The organism is Pseudoalteromonas sp. HL-AS1 (genome assembly GCF_031198785.1).
In the GTDB taxonomy this organism is placed as follows: domain Bacteria; phylum Pseudomonadota; class Gammaproteobacteria; order Enterobacterales; family Alteromonadaceae; genus Pseudoalteromonas; species Pseudoalteromonas distincta.
This window is the reverse complement of sequence record NZ_CP133569.1, coordinates 924,565-942,400: the sequence shown is the minus strand read 5'-3', so window position 1 is coordinate 942,400 and position 17,836 is coordinate 924,565. Positions and strand designations below refer to the sequence as shown.

The 17,836-nt window shown below is 39.2% G+C and carries 12 protein-coding genes; 7 read left to right on the top strand and 5 right to left on the bottom strand.

Annotation, left to right across the window (positions count from 1 at the left end; genetic code table 11):
- The first annotated feature begins 122 nt into the window (after nt 1–122).
- The 5 genes from RB214_RS04385 to RB214_RS04365 all read left to right on the top strand — a co-directional run bounded on the left by RB214_RS04385 (nt 123) and on the right by RB214_RS04365 (nt 6,876).
- Nucleotides 123–1,805, top strand: coding sequence for a chloride channel protein (locus RB214_RS04385; RefSeq protein WP_309168461.1), 1,683 nt, complete (start codon nt 123–125; stop codon nt 1,803–1,805).
- Between the two features lie 15 nt (nt 1,806–1,820).
- On the top strand, nt 1,821–2,255 hold the full coding sequence (locus tag RB214_RS04380; RefSeq protein ID WP_002958913.1) for a CopD family protein: 435 nt from the start codon (nt 1,821–1,823) through the stop codon (nt 2,253–2,255).
- Between the two features lie 272 nt (nt 2,256–2,527).
- Nucleotides 2,528–3,544 (top strand): aspartate carbamoyltransferase, encoded by a 1,017-nt coding sequence (locus tag RB214_RS04375; protein ID WP_002958914.1) that lies wholly within the window; start codon nt 2,528–2,530, stop codon nt 3,542–3,544.
- A 33-nt stretch (nt 3,545–3,577) separates the two neighbouring features.
- The gene (gene hemL / locus RB214_RS04370; RefSeq protein WP_024604975.1) at nt 3,578–4,858 is read left to right on the top strand and encodes a glutamate-1-semialdehyde 2,1-aminomutase; all 1,281 of its coding nucleotides are present in this window, start codon (nt 3,578–3,580) and stop codon (nt 4,856–4,858) included.
- A 176-nt stretch (nt 4,859–5,034) separates the two neighbouring features.
- Nucleotides 5,035–6,876, top strand: coding sequence for a methyl-accepting chemotaxis protein (locus RB214_RS04365; protein ID WP_309168460.1), 1,842 nt, complete (start codon nt 5,035–5,037; stop codon nt 6,874–6,876).
- 72 nt (nt 6,877–6,948) lie between these two features.
- Here the strand turns inward: RB214_RS04365 and RB214_RS04360 are convergent, their stop codons facing one another.
- Nucleotides 6,949–9,969, bottom strand: coding sequence for a TonB-dependent receptor (locus RB214_RS04360; RefSeq protein WP_309168459.1), 3,021 nt, complete (start codon nt 9,967–9,969; stop codon nt 6,949–6,951).
- Nucleotides 9,970–10,423: 454 nt separating this feature from the next.
- Nucleotides 10,424–12,574 carry a penicillin-binding protein 1B gene (mrcB, locus tag RB214_RS04355; RefSeq protein WP_309168458.1) on the bottom strand — a complete coding sequence of 717 codons (2,151 nt, stop codon included), beginning with the start codon at nt 12,572–12,574 and terminating at the stop codon, nt 10,424–10,426.
- Here mrcB and RB214_RS04350 point away from each other — a divergent pair.
- Complete coding sequence (locus RB214_RS04350) at nt 12,564–12,770, top strand: hypothetical protein (protein ID WP_182694293.1); 207 nt, start codon at nt 12,564–12,566, stop codon at nt 12,768–12,770. The genes mrcB and RB214_RS04350 overlap by 11 nt on opposite strands.
- A gap of 146 nt (nt 12,771–12,916) precedes the next feature.
- On the opposite strand, the gene RB214_RS04345 is transcribed toward RB214_RS04350, so the two are convergent.
- The 3 genes from RB214_RS04345 to RB214_RS04335 all read right to left on the bottom strand — a co-directional run bounded on the left by RB214_RS04345 (nt 12,917) and on the right by RB214_RS04335 (nt 15,929).
- Nucleotides 12,917–14,146 carry an ammonium transporter gene (locus tag RB214_RS04345; protein ID WP_182670816.1) on the bottom strand — a complete coding sequence of 410 codons (1,230 nt, stop codon included), beginning with the start codon at nt 14,144–14,146 and terminating at the stop codon, nt 12,917–12,919.
- A 9-nt stretch (nt 14,147–14,155) separates the two neighbouring features.
- Nucleotides 14,156–14,494, bottom strand: coding sequence for a P-II family nitrogen regulator (locus RB214_RS04340; protein ID WP_004587162.1), 339 nt, complete (start codon nt 14,492–14,494; stop codon nt 14,156–14,158).
- 211 nt (nt 14,495–14,705) lie between these two features.
- Nucleotides 14,706–15,929 carry a diguanylate cyclase domain-containing protein gene (locus tag RB214_RS04335; RefSeq protein WP_309168457.1) on the bottom strand — a complete coding sequence of 408 codons (1,224 nt, stop codon included), beginning with the start codon at nt 15,927–15,929 and terminating at the stop codon, nt 14,706–14,708.
- A gap of 366 nt (nt 15,930–16,295) precedes the next feature.
- Between RB214_RS04335 and RB214_RS04330 the strand changes: the two genes are divergently transcribed.
- Entirely contained in the window at nt 16,296–17,813 is a 1,518-nt protein-coding gene (locus RB214_RS04330; RefSeq protein ID WP_309168456.1) for a carboxypeptidase, read from the top strand.
- The last annotated feature ends 23 nt before the right edge of the window (nt 17,814–17,836 follow it).

The window sequence follows — 17,836 nt, the reverse complement described above, 5'->3', positions numbered from 1 at the left end:
GGCAATAGGTCTTAATCTTCACTGCAAATTGTTAATATAAGTTACGAAAATTTCAAAATCACAAGGACTTAGCTAAACTCTTTTGCTAAAATGCTGCTGAAAAATACAGCGAGGAATTATGCATGTGGCTTGAGCAACTCAGGCGTCGGCTGGCAAAACCTAAAACATCTGTACAATTATGCTTATTAGGCGTAGTTGCCGGATTAATTGCTGCATTTCTTATTATTTTATTTCGCTTAACCATTCTGTTTTTCCAAAGCTTATTTTTAGAAACACCTGACGACTTTACTACCCTACCAACACTTGAACGTGTACTAATGCCTTTAGTTGCTGCATTACTAATAGCCACGTTTGCTGCCTTTACTGGGTTTAAACATTACCGCTTGGGTATCCCCTTCGTTATACACAGAATTAAACGTCACTACGGGCAAATGCCTTTATACAATACGGTTAATCAATTTGTTGGTGGCGCACTTGCTCTCATTAGCGGTTTTTCAGTTGGCCGAGAAGGGCCTTCCGTGCATATGGGCGCAACGGGGGCGAGTATTTTGGCAGATAAGCTACATTTACCGCATAATGCCATGCGTACTCTAAGTGGTTGTGGAGTAGCGGCAGGCATAGCCGCGTCGTTTAATACTCCACTTGCAGCCGTTATTTTTGTAATGGAAGTGGTACTTCGTGAATATAAAGTACATATATTTGTACCTATCATGCTTGCCGCTGTTACTGGCGCACTGGCAACACAGTTTGTTTTTGGTGAAGGTTCAGAGCTTGCACTCATTACCATAGCGCCATTGAGTGGTTGGCATTACCCTTATTTAATATTATGCGGTATGGCGCTGGGTGCTATTGCATTTAGCTTTAATCAAAACTTAATGCTAATTATTAAAACATTTAAACCTTTAAGTATGTTCCCTCGTTTATTAATTGCAGGATGCATTGCCAGCTTAATAGCTTACGCAGTGCCTCATGCTATGGGCTCTGGTATGAGCGCAATAACTATCGCGGTTGAATCTCCTGATGACGTGAAGCTACTCACAACTATTTTAATCGCTAAACTACTTGCTACATTGTTTGCTATCGGTTTGGGTATACCAGGTGGTTTAATTGGTCCGGTAATTGGGCTTGGCGTATTAATTGGCACTCTAATGGCTTTTTTTGCTCAGTTTATTAGTCCTGGCACTGATATAGCGGGTACTTATGGCGTGTTAGGTATGGCCGGATTAATGGCCGCCACGTTGCATGCGCCACTAGCTGCTTTAACAACGGTCATGGAGCTTACATCGTCACCTGAAATAATTGTTCCAGCTATGCTTGTGATCACCACGGCCTATGTAACAGCATTACAGTTTTTTGGAAATCGCTCCATATTTTTGCAGCAACTAGATTTTCAGGGATTACCGTACCATGTATCTCCCGCTACCGAAGCATTACAAAAAGTGGGGATAATGGATGATATGGATGAAGACTTTAAATTGCTTTATTCTGACGACAAAGTGCAAATAAAAAGCACATTAGATGCCATGGATAGCCAAACTCCGTTAATTGTTTTTGACGAAGAAAATGGCTATCGTCTCGCTGAATACGATTTAACGCTAATGTCTAATGAAACAATAAATATAAATTATATTAGTTTGCAGGGCATCAGTAGTCAGGCCACCCTAGCCGATGCTTTCGATATCCTAAAAGATAAAAGAAGTGGCGCGCTTTACGTTTATAACCTTTTAGATAATCAACAAATTATGGGGCTATTACGCTGGGATCAAATTCATCATATTTTAACCATTCGTAACAGCTTACTTTAAACAATAAGGACTATTATGAGCGCATTATTGATTTATAAAACACTCCACATATTTTTTATGATTGCGTGGTTTGCCGGTATTTTTTACTTGCCTCGATTATTTGTATATCACGCTATGAGCGAGGAAAGATCATGCAACTCTATGTTAAAAGTTATGGAGCGCAGACTACTTTATTTCGTTACCCCATTTGCTGTATTAACCGCTGTATTTGGTGTATTGACCATTGTTGAATATGGTCGTGATTGGTTTAGATACAGTATGTGGTTACACTATAAACTAGTGCTGGTGATCATATTATATATATACCACGGCTACTGTTTTAAGTTATTAAATGACTTTAAACATGACCGCAACACTAAGACAGATCGCTTTTACCGTATTTTTAACGAGCTCCCAGTTATTGCGTTGCTCATCATAGTGGCGCTTGCGGTAATAAAACCTAATTTATAATACCAATCGGCTTATATGGGGTCTATTTAACGTTTAGAAAATTACGCTAGAGCTTGGCAAAATTTTTTATCTAGTTGTTCTAGGTTAAAAATTTTTAACAACGTTATAGTGAAATTTAATGCGCTAAATTGCTCAAATATCTATGCCGGTTGGTACAAGCTTTGCGGCGCATGTTAAACTTCGCTGCAATTTACAATACTTGCTTTAACACGCGCGATTGCGTGCTCCATTTATGGATTATCGCGCCCATTTGATTGATTAGGAATAACCCCATGTTAAGTTTCCAAGGTGAGCATATACTGTCTGTAAATCAGCTAGACAGAGACTGCATTGAACGTATTTTTGCAGTAGCAAAAAAAATGGAGCCTTATGCTAAAAAGCAAAAGCAAACTACGGTGCTAGAAGGCGCTATTTTAGCTAATTTGTTTTTTGAACCAAGCACTCGTACACGAGTTAGCTTTGGCACCGCCTTTAATTTACTTGGCGGTGGCGTACGTGAAACTACAGGTATGCAAAGTTCAGCCCTTGCTAAGGGTGAGTCTCTTTACGATACCGCCCGCGTTATTTCAGCTTATGCTGACGCTGTTGCTATGCGCCATCCTGATGCAGGCTCAGTAAGTGAATTTGCTGATGGCTGTACTGTGCCGGTTATTAATGGCGGCGACGGCCCAAATGAGCACCCTACTCAAGCATTGCTTGACTTATTAACCATTGAGCGCGAATTACATCGTTTTGGTCAAAATATTGATGGTATGCATATAGCGCTTGTGGGCGATTTAAAGTATGGCCGCACAGTGCATTCTTTATCTAAACTATTGTGCCATTATAAAAACGTAAAGTTTTCGATGGTCGCGCCTGATGGCTTACAAATGCCAACAAGCATTTTAGATGCAGTAGAAAATGCTGGCCATAAAATTGAGCTAGTAAATAAGATGGAAGGCAATTTAGCAGCCGATATTGTTTACCAAACACGTATTCAAGAAGAGCGTTTTCCATCGCAAGAAGAAGCAAATAAATACCGTGGCGGCTTTAGGATTAGCCAATCTATTTACAGCGCTCACTGTAAGCCTAACTCTGTATTAATGCATCCTCTTCCACGTGACAGTCGCTTAGAAGCCAACGAGCTTGATAACGACTTAAACAGTAACGACAATTTAGCAATATTTCGCCAGGTACAAAACGGCGTATTAATTCGTATGGCACTGTTTGCTTTAACACTCGGCGTAGAAAACAAAGTCGATAAGTATGAAGTAGACGTACCTTGGTTTAGCCGCAAACGCGACAGCTAACCCCCTTTTAAGTGACAATTTATAGGATTTTTCATGACAATTAGCCAAGACTTATTTGAACGCGCCCAAGCTTCTATTCCTGGTGGCGTAAACTCACCAGTTCGTGCTTTTAATGGTGTAGGCGGTACGCCACTATTCATTACAAAAGCAGAAGGCGCGTTTACATTTGATGCCGACGGTAATCGTTACATTGATTATGTTGGCTCTTGGGGGCCTATGATCATGGGCCATAATCACCCTGCAATTAAACAAGCTGTACACGAAGCTGTAGAAAATGGCCTTAGCTATGGCGCACCAACTGAAGCCGAAATATTAATGGCTGAAAAAGTAAAAGAGCTAGTTCCATCAATCGAAAAAGTACGCATGGTTAGCTCAGGCACTGAAGCAACAATGAGTGCAATTCGTTTAGCACGTGGCTTTACCGGTCGCGATAAAATATTAAAATTTGAAGGTTGTTACCACGGTCACGCTGACTCGTTATTAGTTAAGGCAGGCTCTGGTGCGCTAACAATGGGTGTGCCTAATTCTCCAGGTATTCCTGAAGACTTTGCTAAGCATACACTTACAGTTTCGTTTAATAACCTAGATGAAGTAAAAGCTATTTTTGCAAAATACGCAGACGAAATTGCCTGTATTATTGTAGAGCCAGTAGCCGGTAACATGAACTGTATTCCACCAGTGCCTGGCTTTTTAGAAGGTTTGCGTGATGTGTGTGACGAATATAAATCAGTACTTATTTTTGATGAAGTAATGACAGGCTTTCGTGTTGCACTTGGCGGTGCACAAGCTTATTACAACATTAAACCAGATCTTACGTGTTTAGGTAAAGTAATTGGCGGCGGCATGCCAGTTGGCGCGTTTGGTGGTAAAACTGAAATAATGGATTACATTGCGCCTGTAGGACCAGTTTACCAAGCAGGTACTCTTTCTGGTAACCCTATTGCAATGGCTGCAGGTTTAAAATCACTTGAGCTATTAAGTGAGCCTGGCCTTCACGATAAGTTAGAAGCTATTTCAAAAGCAATTTGTGAAGGCTTTGAAGCTGGTGCTAAAAAAGCCGGTGTTGCGCTAACAACTAACTATGCGGGCGGCATGTATGGATTCTTTTTTACTGATGCTGAAAAAGTAACAACCTACAAGCAAGCAACTGAGTGTGACCTAGAGCGCTTCAAACGTTTTTTCCACCTTATGCTTGAAGAAGGCGTTTACCTTGCCCCATCAGCATTTGAGGCTGGTTTTGTATGTGCTGCGCATACTGAGCAAGAAGTAAAAAACACAATAGCGGCAGCGGAACGCTCGTTTGCTAAACTTTAAGCTAAAAATTACTATTTATACATTTGTAACCACTTGTTTTTAAGTATGTAATTAAGACTAAAGATTGAAAAAAGCCCGAAAGGGCTTTTTTATTTGTATGTCTATAAATGAATGATAATTAAGCATAACAAGGTCTATTCACCTTTACTCTATTACAAAAAATACAAGAGAGCCTTATGTCAGGATTACGCCAATTTTCTTTTCCCGCTATCCAGCTAATGGCAAACTTAAAATACAAAACTAAAATCAGCTTAATGTTTGGAATTTTACTCGTTCCTCTAGCACTTAGTTTGTTTTTTTTATTCTCGTTATTAAGTGAAAGTATTACTGTTTCAAAAATGCAGCAGCAAGGCTTAAAAGGCTACAGAGCTATACTTTCAAATCAAATGCAGGGAGATACGAATCAAAATATAAAAATAGCTCGCTCACTCGGCTTTGATATAAAAGACACACAAGCAAATGAAGTACTTGAACTTGTTTCTATTCAATCAAATCTAGCCTTAGACAGTCAATTAGCAAGCGCTTATGTAAACCGCTCTTTAGTCACGCCAATTCCTGCACTTATAATGCAAATAAACTCAACAGCGCAAAGCGCTAATACTGTTTTAGCTAGTAACCGTTTTACGCCTGATACGTTTATAGCACTTTCAAATTTTAGTAAGTCACTTCCTTTATACGAAAAACAACTCGATAAAATACTCAACGTAGCCACCAATGCAGATAAAGCAGTAAACAAAGCGCTCATGCCTCCTTTAACTAATTTACACAGTGCTGTGGGAGCATTTAAAAAAGCGATAGATGAAAAACTACTTGAACCAGACGATATTCTATTAACTCAAGCAGAGTTCACTAAGCTAACAAACAACGTTCACAGTAGTATTAATCAACTTGTTAGTAAGAGCATTCCAACACATGAGAGCCTTATAGAGGCAAAACTGCAAACTCAACAGTGGACACGAAATCTTGTTTTAGCTGCTTCATTGATCAGTTTGCTATTTGCATTTTATTTGATGATTGGTTTTTATTTTGCAGTTGTTGATACCATTAATCGCTTTGCTGATGCCGCGAATAGAGCCGCGAATGGCGACTTAAATGCCACTATCGATTCGAGCACTAATGATGAAATGGGAATTATTGCATCGCGCTACAATGCATTACTTAATGCATTTTCACATTTATTATTTGATGTTAAAACAAGTACAGAAGAGCTATGCGATGCAACTAAATCGCTATCACATGCGAGTAGCGAAACAAGCAATGATGTTTCAAAACAGCAAATTCGAGTCAATGCCATTTATAATGCACTAAGCGATATGGCTCAAAACGCACTTGCAGTTGAAGAGTCAGCGCATCAAGCTACGCTTACCGCACAAAATGCTGCAGCTCATGTGAAACAAGGTTCAGATAATACAATGGAGCTTGCTAAATATATGCAAGACCTCCAAATTGAATTTGCAGAGAGCCAACAAGCGCTCGATAAACTAGCACAAGATAGCCAAGAAATTAGCAAAGTAAGTAAAGGGATCAGTGAAATAGCCGATCAAACAAACTTGCTTGCACTCAATGCCGCTATTGAAGCTGCACGAGCTGGCGAGCATGGCCGAGGCTTTGCCGTTGTAGCTGATGAAGTAAGAACTCTTGCTCAGCGTACCCAAACACAAACTCAAGAAATTCACCAAATTATTAGCTCCTTACAACAAGCATCTGACGACACTCAGCAAAAAATGCGCTCAAGTGTTGAAAAAATGGAGCAATCAGTAAAAACAGCCAATCAAACTAATGATGTATTGCAAAGCGCAGAGCAAAGTATGGGCGATATTAAACATCAGGGCGAAGTTATTGCAGAGCGTGTTAAACAGCAGTCAAATGCGACAACACAAGCATTAAATGATTCGCAAGAGGTGAGTAATTTAGCAGATCAAACGCTAACATCAGCACAATCAACACTGCAAGATGCGCAGCAGTTAAGTCGCTTATCCGATGATTTAACTAAATCGATGCAGTTTTTTAAATCTTAAGAGTTAATAAATAAATTCAAATAAAAAAACCCTCCTAATCAGAAGGGTTTTTAGTAAAGATAATTAGACTTATTAGAAGCGAGCTTCAAAACCTAAGCGTACATACCTAGGAGTCTGCCAAGAATAAGCAGCATCATGATATGCATTAACAACACCCTCACTTTGCTCATAGTGCTCATTCATTGAGTACTCAGATTGCGTATTCAATATATTGAAAATATTTACCGATGCACGCATGTCAATATCTGATACCGTAAAGTCATACGCAGCAGATAAATCTAAATTAAATACCCAAGGTGTACGACCATTTGTACCACGATCGTGTTTTTCATAGATTTTTTCATCTTGCTCACACTCGCCATTGCCACTAGTGTCAGGGCAATCGTTAGTGTAAATGTAGAATTTATCACCCCAGCCACCATTTAGATTTGGATCTGTAGATGGGTAACCTTGACCAAATAAGCTTTTTGGACGACCGCTTTGCAAAGTTGCGTTCCAACCAACTGTAAGATCTTCCATAGGCTCCCAGCTACCAAAGAACTTAAATGTATGGCGTCTATCATTAGGTTGATAACCTTGTGAGCCATCCATAACTGCAGGGAAGTCAAAATCTTGTGTAATACCGGCATCAGCTTGACCAATATCTGATTTAACCGCACCTTCAAAGTTACCTACACTCCTTGCCCACGTATAGCCGAACTGGTAACGAATTGTATCGGCCTTGTAATCAAGGCTAAATTCAACCGCTGTATATTCATTATTAGCTTTCGGTAAACCGATTGTCTCTGCTGAGTAAGTAGTTAATGAATTTGCATCTGGGATGCCATCGTTTATTTCTGTTGTAGGATCATTACTTGTACCATTCCAATACACACCGTCTTTATACCAACTTGCTGAAGAACCTGGATTAATCATTACACAAAATGGATATGCATAACGACCACAGTAATCATCAAGCGCTGTAGCTACCTCACGGTATACACCTTTTACACCAACAGTATATTCATCATTAAGTGCCTGTTGAAAGCCTATGATATATTCGTCTTTAGAGAATGGGTCTGCCTCTTGCGCTTGAAAGATATCTTTTTCAGGAATAATTGGTACACCACTCACTTGCTGAGAATTAGCAAGGCCACCAGAGCCTAATGTATCTGCAAGTGGCGATAAACCTGTAGGAGCACCAGTTTGGCCATCAACACCAGAGTAAGTATAAGCTGTCGTTATATCACTCACACCAGATGCAGCTCTAAAAATAGTATTATTAGCAACTGGTAAGTAATAGCGTCCATATGTACCATAAATTTTAGTATCGCCAGTACCTGTTGGATCCCATGTAAAACCCAATCTAGGAGCAATATCTGTTTCAAAACTAGTTAGGAGCTTACCGGTCGTACCCCAGCTATCAAATTCATCAATACGTAAGCCAACTTTTACTGAGAAATCCTCTGTTACTTGCCATTGATCTTCAATGTAGTAAGCGGTTAATTCTGACTCAAAGCTACCACCTCCATCGAAAACACGATCTTCAACGTATTGTAAAACATTACCTGTATTATTCGTTAAAGCTCCATTATCTGCTTGAAAAGTTCCGTTTGCAGCAAGTGTTTTATAATCATAGCTATGGCCTCCAATTGGGCGATCGATACGCACCGACTCACGTTCTTGGTAATCAATACCAAATGTTATTTCATGATCATTCCAGACATACTCGACATCTAAGCGGTATTGTGTGTTTTCATCATTATTAGCACCAAAACTACCACCTGCGCCACAACCTGTAATAGGGTTAGCTGTGCCGCGTGAATCTGTAATTGAAGGACAAACTAAGTTCTCAGATTGTGTTTCATACTCTGTCTTAATATTACCAGCCATTGCCGTCACTACTAAGTTTTCAGTTAACACACCTGTGTAGCTTAAACTTTGCGCTTCACCACCACGCTTGAGAAGAGCGCCATCAATACGATCTCCAACTGTCCCATTATCATATTCATAAACAGAGCGCTCAATATCACGACGGTTAGAGTACGCAAAGTAGCTTAATCTGTGGTTTTCATTAATATCCCAATCAAGCTTACCACCCCAGAATAAATTATCACCACCAGAAGCTGATTCGTTGCGGTATTGATCATTTGGCGAGAACTCATCTCCACCCCAAGTATATGTAGATTCTGTATCCCTTGGGTTTATCAAGCCGTAGAAAAACAGTGTATCTTCGATTAGTGGACCACCAGCAGAAAACGTTACATCAGTTTTGCTATCTGAATCCAGGCTTTCATCTCTGAAAATTTGGCCAGCGCCATTATTACCACGAGAGATGCTGCCCTCTTCTTGTAAAGAGTCAGGTTGAAATTGTACGACTGCCGCAAATTCCCACTCATTTGTACCACTTTTAGTAGTTGTATTAATAGTACCACCGGTTGCACGACCAAACTTCGCGGAATAACCGCCTGTTTTAACTTGAAATTGGTCGTAAAATTCGAAAGGTACTTCACCACAACCAAGACCTTGGCGAGTATTAGTAACTTCTAACCCGTTTATATAACATGCATTTTCAGCAACCGATGAACCACCAAAAGAAGCGGTGTTTCCAAATGCACTATCACCTTTAACCGCTCCTGGCGCTAATAGCGCAACAGATGTAAGGTCTCTGTTTATAGGCATACGGTCTATTTCAGCATCAGTAATTACTAACCCCGAATCAGCTGTAGTTAAATCAATTGAAGATATACGAGCACCTAATACTTGGATTACTTCAGGCCCAGAGTCACTAACTTGAGCTAAATCAAAACTGGCTCTTGCATTTGCTCCTAACGAAACTCGAACGTTATCTTCTGCAACAACAGCACCATTTTTTATAATTTGTATTTGATAACTACCAGAAGGTAAAGATGCAAAACGAAAAGATCCATCATCAGAAATACTTAGTGTTCTTTCTAACCCTGTTGCTGGGTTTTTGACTTTTACTGTATACCCTGCAGTAGTAGAAATATTATTAATAGACCCTACAACATCAGATGCAGCTGCTGGGAGAGTAACTCCGAGAGAAGCAAGAACCGCTATTGCTGTAAGATTTTTTTTGAATATATTTTTCATATTCTTATCCCTGTAAAGTTTATAATTATTTTAGCACTTTAGACAAAATGCATACAGAGAGTAACAAAAGAGTACAAATTGTAAATATGTTAATTAATCTAAGATAAAATTAAAATTAAAAACAAATAAAAACAAAAACTTAAAATGATTTAAGCGTGCTTATTTGTATAATATAAAACTTGAAATGTTAATTTAAAGATACAAAAATAGAGTACCAACCAGCAATAATTTAAATAAACGCAACGCCAACAAATTATTTACAAAAGTTTTTTTTAATCTCGAATAATGCTATTTTTATTTTAGTTATACTCACTAATTTTTAAATAATTTCTAAAAAACATGGTAATAAAACCAATTAAAATTTATTTAATTGCTGATTCGAACTGCTAGATAGTTAAGCTAAATATAATAAAACCGCTGAGTTAGCGGTTTTATTATTAAGGGCTCTGTTTTATTAACGTATGCATTGCGGCCTAGGCTCGAACTCACTCGCTCTAAGCGGTAGCTGAATCACCTTGCCACATCCTGGTGGTGCCTGCTTACCCGTTTGCTCATTTACAAATGCCCAGCGTATTGATGGCGGACGAGTATCAGCTATTGCTTGTGGGTTAAGTGGCTTTAAGTAACGAATATATGCTTCTAATGCGCCTACGCTACCTGTTAACCCCGTACTTTTGTTGTCATCTCGACCAAGCCACGCAACAGTCACTGTATTTTGATCAAAGCCTGCAAACCAACTATCACGTAAATCGTTGCTGGTCCCTGTTTTACCAGCGAGCTGGATTGACGGAAAGTGTAAATTTAAGCGTTTAGCAGTGCCATCTTTCGTTACGCGTTTCATCGCGTATTTGGTCATATACATTGCAGATTTATCAAAACGAGGCTCTGCATTTACTTTATGCTTATAAAGTACTTTACCAACAGAGTCAGTTAATGCCGAAATTGCAGTGAGCTTTTTATATTCGCCATCTGCAGCAATTGTTGTATAAAGCTGAGCCACTTCAAAACTCGACATTTCAACAGCCCCTAAAAGCAGCGATGGGTATTCGTCTATCGCCCCTGTTGCGCCTAAACCTTTCAATGTATTTACTACTTTATCAACACCTACATCGAGGCCTAAATTAACCGCTGGGATATTTATACTGTTACTAAATGCTTTATAAAGCGCAATTGCACCACGGTATTGGTGGTCAAAATTTTCTGGTTGCCACACTTTACCTTGCTCATTTGTGACCTGTACTGGCGAGTCATCAAGCAAAGTAGCTAAATTATAATGTGGCAATTGCAGTGCGGTTAAATACACGGCAGGTTTTACAAGCGAGCCTATATTACGTTTTGTGTCTAAAACACGGTTAAATCCTGAATATCGAACATCGCGACCAGCAATAAGTGCAGAAACACCGCCTTTTTCTACATTAACAGAGATCATGGCTGCTTCTAGTTTTTCAGTTCTAGGGCGATTTTCCAAGTACGGTAAACTCTTTTCAATCGACTCTTCCATTGCTGTTTGCTTTTGCAAGTCAAAATAAGTAAATACTCTTACGCCTGCATCAAGTGTTTGCTGATCAGGTAATAATTCATTTAACTCTCTGTTTACTAGCTCTAAATAGCCTGGGTATGATTTTTGTAAACTGGCTTTCATTGGCGCAATATCAATTGGGCGATTAAGCGATGCACGGTACTCTTTTGTGCTAAGTAACTTATTTTCGACCATTAGACGTAGCACTAAGTCCCTGCGCTCCATTGTGCGCTCTTTATAACGACGTGGGTTGTAATAAGATGGGCCTTTAACCATTGCCACCAGCAGAGCAATTTGATCGTACTCAAGCTCGTCTACAGGCTTTGAAAAGTAAAAATCAGAGGCAAGCCCCATACCATGGATGCCTTGGTTGTATGATTGCCCTAGGTATACCTCATTTAAGTAAGCTTCTAATATCTGATCTTTTGAATAGCGATAATCTAAAATAAGGGCAATAAAGGCCTCATTTATTTTTCGTACTAAAGAACGCTCACGCGTGAGGTAAATATTTTTAGCTAATTGCTGAGTAAGCGTACTGCCACCTTGAACGGTGCGTCCCGCTTTAATATTTGAATAAAGCGCACGTAAAATAGAAAACACCGACACACCATGGTGATCATAAAAATCACGGTCTTCAACCACCAGTAGCGTATCTTTAAGCATGGCTGGGAACTTATCTAGCGGTACAAATTCTCTATCTTGTTTAGAGTCGTTGCCAATTCGCGCTATTTGCACAGGTTCTAGGCGAGCAGAGTTTAAACGCCTGCCGAACTTATCTTTAATAGTCGCAACTTTTTGCCCTGCAAAACGAAGTTCAATAATATGTGATTCTTCAAGGCCATCATAAAATTCAAAATCACGGCGATAAATCTTGATGCTATCTGCTGTTTTAACAAACTGCCCTGTTCTGCTTAATCTATTAACAGATGAATAATGTAGACGCTCTAACTCAAACACAACTTCTTGGCTTGATAAAAATTGCCCCGGATAGAACTCCATAGAACGAGCATACACTTGCGCTGGAAGTTGCCATTTATTACCTTCAAATATACGTGTAGTTTTTGAATCTAAATAAATGAAATACATTGCCATTGCAATAAAAACAGCCAAGCTGAATTTCCAAAACACTGACCATGTTTTTCTCATAAAAGAGCGTTTAACAGTGGGCTTCACTGTTTTTTTACTGCCCTTTGATGTGCTTTTTTTTGTCGTGCTTGACGATTTACTAGCACGTTTAGCTGCAGGTTTGCTGGTAGGTGTTTTTTTATTGTCGGCCATTTAGGTGTAATTTATTCCAAGGGTTATTCACGAGTGTGAGCTTAGCATATTGGGCATATCCTAACATCCGAAAAGTTAACCCCCCCTGAAACAAAAAAAGCCCTACCGAAGTAGGGCTTTGTGTAAACACACTATTATTTAAATAAACTATTAGCTATTTCGAACAGAAACAAACTCTGGGTAGGCTTCAATGCCACAATCGTGTTGATCCATACCGTTTAGTTCTTCCTCTTCAGTTACTCGTATACCCATTGTTTTGTTAAGCACTGTCCAAACAATAAATGATGCTACAAATACAAAGGCAAGAATACAAAGTAGGCCAATTAACTGATTAACAAAGCTTGCATCACCATTGGTTAGCGGTACTAACATAATACCTAATGCACCACACACACCGTGTACAGAGATAGCACCTACTGGATCGTCAATCTTAACTTTATCAAGTGCTATAATGCTAAACACAACTAATGAGCCACCAAGTAAACCTAGTAAACATGCCATTAATGGAGAAGGTGAAAGTGGATCAGCAGTAATTACAACTAAACCTGCTAATGCACCGTTTAATACCATGGTTAAATCTGATTTGCCCCAAAGTATCTTACATACAAACAGTGCAGCAATAGCACCCATTGCAGCAGCTGCATTAGTATTAAGTAATATTTGACCTACCGCAGTTGCGTTTTCTTTATCCGAAAGTAGTAATTGAGAACCACCGTTAAAGCCAAACCAACCCATCCATAAAATAAATGTACCTAGTGTAGCAAGTGGTAAGTTTGAACCTGGAATTGGGTATATTTCACCGTTTTTACCATATTTTCCTTTACGAGCACCTAGGATTAGTACACCCGCTAGTGCAGCAGCTGCACCTGCGCCATGTACAATTGCAGAACCTGCAAAATCTACAAAGCCCATTTCAGATAAGAAACCACCACCCCATGTCCAGTAACCTTCAATAGGGTAAATGAAACCAGTTAGTACTACAGCAAAGCCAAGGAAAGCCCATAGCTTCATACGCTCAGCAACAGCACCCGATACAATCGACATAGCCGTTGCAACAAATACTACTTGGAAGAAAAAGTCAGATTCTAAAGAATGGTCAGCATCAGCAGCTTGTGTGCCAATTAAAGCGCCTATTGAAGGAATAAAACCACCTTCGGCATTGTCTACATACATAATGTTGTAGCCAACTAATAAAAACATCGTGCATGCAATTGAATACAGCGCGACATTTTTAGTTAAAATTTCAGCTGTGTTTTTAGAGCGAACTAAGCCCGCTTCTAACATGGCAAAACCTGCTGCCATCCACATTACTAATATACCTGATATTAAAAAATAGAAGGTATCGAGTGAAAACTTTAGTTCTATTATTGTATTTTCCATGAGACCCCCTTAAATTGCTTCTTCGTCAAGTTCGCCAGTACGGATACGAACAATTTGATCTAAGTCGTACACGAAAATTTTCCCGTCACCGATTTTACCTGTTGATGCAATTTTAGTAATAGCTTCAACAACGCGTTGACAATTTTCAGTACGAGTTGCAATTTCAAGTTTGATCTTAGGAATAAAATCTACTTGGTATTCTGCACCACGATATAACTCAGTATGACCTCGTTGACGTCCAAAACCTTTAACATCAACTACTGTCATCCCCTCAATTCCTAAATCAGCGAGTGCTTCACGCACGTCGTCTAATTTAAATGGTTTTATGATTGCACTAATCATTTTCATAGCGGCCCCCTCGGACTCTTTATTGTTATCCTGTTGGGTTAAACAATCCAACCTTTGTGCCACTATTTTTATATTTTTTAAAACAATAAGTTAGTGAAAAACAGAAACTAAATAACAAAAAAAACGCACCAATTAGGTGCGTTAATTTAACAAGTTATCTACATTGGTGCGTGCAATATATTAATTGCATGCTTAGCTTTATATAACAGAGTTATACCACGCAGTTTCTACCTTGGTTTTTAGCTTCGTATAATGCTTTGTCAGCAACACGCATTGCCTGCGTCAAGCTAGTGTCTTGAAAGTCTGCCAAGCCTATACTTGTAGTAATTTTAATTGATTTATCGCTGATAGAAAAATCGTAACTAGCCAGCTTTTTTCTAAATGCTTCAAAGTATTCACGACCACGTGCAAGCTCTATCTCAGGTAATATTATGGCAAACTCTTCTCCACCAACCCGTGCAACTGTAAACTTTGAAAACGTAGTACGGATTAATGAACCAACCTGCTTTAAAGCCTGATCGCCACCCTCATGGCCTAATGTATCGTTAATATTTTTGAAAAAATCGATATCTAACAATGCGAGAGTATTTTTCTGGTTTTTACTTTTAAGGAGCTTTTCTGCATATTGATAAAAATAGCGTCGATTATGAAGCCCTGTTAAATGATCCCTATGCGCGCTTTCTTTAATATCTGAAATTAACGATAGTTGCTCCATTGTTTGAAGTACTCGACAATGAAACTCCTCATTCATAAATGGCTTTGTTAAAAAATCATTGGCGCCATATTTAATAAATCGCGCTGATAGGCCATGTTTCCCCGCGCCCGACAAGCCAATAATTGCTAAGTCGTCTCGGCCTCTAAAGTTACGTACCGCTTTAACAAGTTCAAAGCCATCCATAGAAGGCATAGCGTAGTCGGTCATAAGTAGCTTTATATCAGGATTAGCTTTTAATATTTCGAGTGCTTGTTGTCCATCGTGGGCATCTGTCACATCAAACAATTGCTTTTCAAGCATTTGCTTCATTAACGAGCGGCTCAGTAATGAATCATCTGCTACTAATGCTTTACAACCTTGGTTTCTTAGCAATTGCGCAACGAGTTTAACGGCGTAATGGTAAGAGTCGCGATTATCTTTAATAACATAATCAACGACACCTAATTCAAGCATTTGTTGGCGCTTGTACTCATCTATTTTTGAGGTTAAAACAACCGTAGGAATCTTTTTAGATAAAGTATATTTTGCGACTTCACCGTGAGGAGCATCTGGCAAGGTTAAATCAACTAACGCAAGCGTGTAGTCGTATTTTTCTACGTAAGTGGCACATTCAGCTAAAGACCAAGCAAAATCGATTGCCACATCAAGGTATTGTGCAGTTAAGTGGCGAAGTACCTGCTGCACTACTTTACTGTCTTCAACCACTAATACTCTTTGCATAAAGCTTCTCTTTACCTTTAATTAGTTTTACCACAAAACGACAAATACAACGCTATTACTGCAATAGCATTAGTCATAAACATCCGGTGTAGAGTGCACTTATTGTGCTTGAAAGCGTAATCCGTTAGATTTTTTTTGGTGATAGCCTGTATAAAAAATCAATACAAGTAGGCCGCAATATACCTGAATTTTGCAATTAACTAAATAAAGAAAGTAAATCCAAAATAACTATAAAAGCGATTAATACGCGTCTTTCAATGTATTAATACCTTACTTAACCAGTATTATCGGCCACTAGTCTCAATACTTTTGTTATTTAACTCATTTTTATCTTTAATGATGTATCAACAATAATAAGGACACCTAATGAAGCTTAGTCGTATTATCAGTTTACCGATAACAGTTATTGCATTAATAATTAGTACAAGCACGCTTGCCGATAACCACCGTCGTATTGATGTAGACAGCAAAGTAGTTACCCAACATAAGGCTAAAATTAATGGCCAGCGTTTTAGTTATACCGTAGCTACAGGCACACAACCTGTATGGGATGATAAAGGCGACGCGGTTGCTACACTACAATACACCTACTACACACGTGACAAAGTTGACGACAGGACAGCTCGCCCATTACTTATTTCATTTAATGGCGGGCCGGGTTCGGCTTCTGTATGGATGCATCTTGCTTATACTGGCCCTCGCGTATTAAAAATTGATGACGAAGGCTATCCAATTCAACCTTATGGCGTAAAAGACAATCCATATTCTGTACTTGATATTGCCGATATTGTTTACGTAAACCCGGTAAATACTGGCTACTCACGCGTACTTGAAAACGAAAAAGGCGAACTGCCTTCTAAAGCAAAACAAAAAGAGCTATTTTTTGGTGTTTATGCCGATATTAAATACCTTGCTGAGTGGTTAAATACTTTTGTAAATAGAGCCCAGCGCTGGCGCTCGCCTAAATTTTTAATTGGTGAAAGCTACGGTACAACACGTGTATCTGGCCTAGCTCATGAGCTTCAAAACAGTCAGTGGATGTACATAAACGGTGTTGTTCTCGTATCACCTACCGATATTGGTATTAAGCGCGACGGTCCGATTAAAGCCGCTAACCGCCTACCTTACTTTGCAGCGACTGCTTGGTATCACAAAGCACTTAACGCCGATTTACAAGCTAAAGATCTTGATGAGTTATTACCTGAAGTTGAAGAGTTTACTGTAAATGAGTTAATCCCTGCGCTTGCTAAAGGTGGCTTTATTAATGCTGATGAAAAGCGACGCATAATTACAAAAATGGCGCACTACGCTGGCTTATCAGAAAAATTTGTTGAGCAAAATAACTTAGATATTCCAACTCAGTTTTTCTGGAAAGAGCTACTACGTGAACGTGGTCAAACTGTGGGTCGCTTAGATTCTCGTTATTTAGGAATAGATAAACGAGGCGCAGGTGAATCCCCAGACTACTGGGCTGAACTTACCTCTTGGTTACACTCTTTCACTCCTGCAATTAATCACTACTTACGTGAAGAGTTAAACTATAAAACTGATGTAAAATATAACTTATTTGGTAATGTCCATCCATGGGATAGAACCGGTAATAATACAGGCGAAAATCTACGTTTAGCAATGGCGCAAAACCCTTACTTAAACGTGATGATCCAATCAGGATACTTTGATGGCGCAACCAATTACTTTGACGCTAAATATACGTTATGGCAATTAGACCCAAGCGGTAAAATGAAAGACCGTTTGAGCTTTAAAGGCTACAGAAGCGGACACATGATGTACCTTCGCCACGCTGATTTAGAAAGCTCTAATAACGATTTACGTGACTTTATACAGCACGCTTTACCCAAAAAAGGGCAAGCGGCTAAATACTAATATACCTAAAACAAAAAATGGCT

Coding starts and splice junctions, on each gene's coding strand:
- RB214_RS04340 (WP_004587162.1), bottom strand. CDS start 14,494: ATGAAAATGATTAGTGCAATCATAAAACCATTTAAATTAGACGACGTG.
- RB214_RS04360 (WP_309168459.1), bottom strand. CDS start 9,969: ATGAAAAATATATTCAAAAAAAATCTTACAGCAATAGCGGTTCTTGCT.
- RB214_RS04330 (WP_309168456.1), top strand. CDS start 16,296: ATGAAGCTTAGTCGTATTATCAGTTTACCGATAACAGTTATTGCATTA.
- RB214_RS04365 (WP_309168460.1), top strand. CDS start 5,035: ATGTCAGGATTACGCCAATTTTCTTTTCCCGCTATCCAGCTAATGGCA.
- RB214_RS04335 (WP_309168457.1), bottom strand. CDS start 15,929: ATGCAAAGAGTATTAGTGGTTGAAGACAGTAAAGTAGTGCAGCAGGTA.
- RB214_RS04380 (WP_002958913.1), top strand. CDS start 1,821: ATGAGCGCATTATTGATTTATAAAACACTCCACATATTTTTTATGATT.
- RB214_RS04350 (WP_182694293.1), top strand. CDS start 12,564: ATGAAATACATTGCCATTGCAATAAAAACAGCCAAGCTGAATTTCCAA.
- hemL (WP_024604975.1), top strand. CDS start 3,578: ATGACAATTAGCCAAGACTTATTTGAACGCGCCCAAGCTTCTATTCCT.
- RB214_RS04345 (WP_182670816.1), bottom strand. CDS start 14,146: ATGGAAAATACAATAATAGAACTAAAGTTTTCACTCGATACCTTCTAT.
- RB214_RS04375 (WP_002958914.1), top strand. CDS start 2,528: ATGTTAAGTTTCCAAGGTGAGCATATACTGTCTGTAAATCAGCTAGAC.
- mrcB (WP_309168458.1), bottom strand. CDS start 12,574: ATGTATTTCATTTATTTAGATTCAAAAACTACACGTATATTTGAAGGT.
- RB214_RS04385 (WP_309168461.1), top strand. CDS start 123: ATGTGGCTTGAGCAACTCAGGCGTCGGCTGGCAAAACCTAAAACATCT.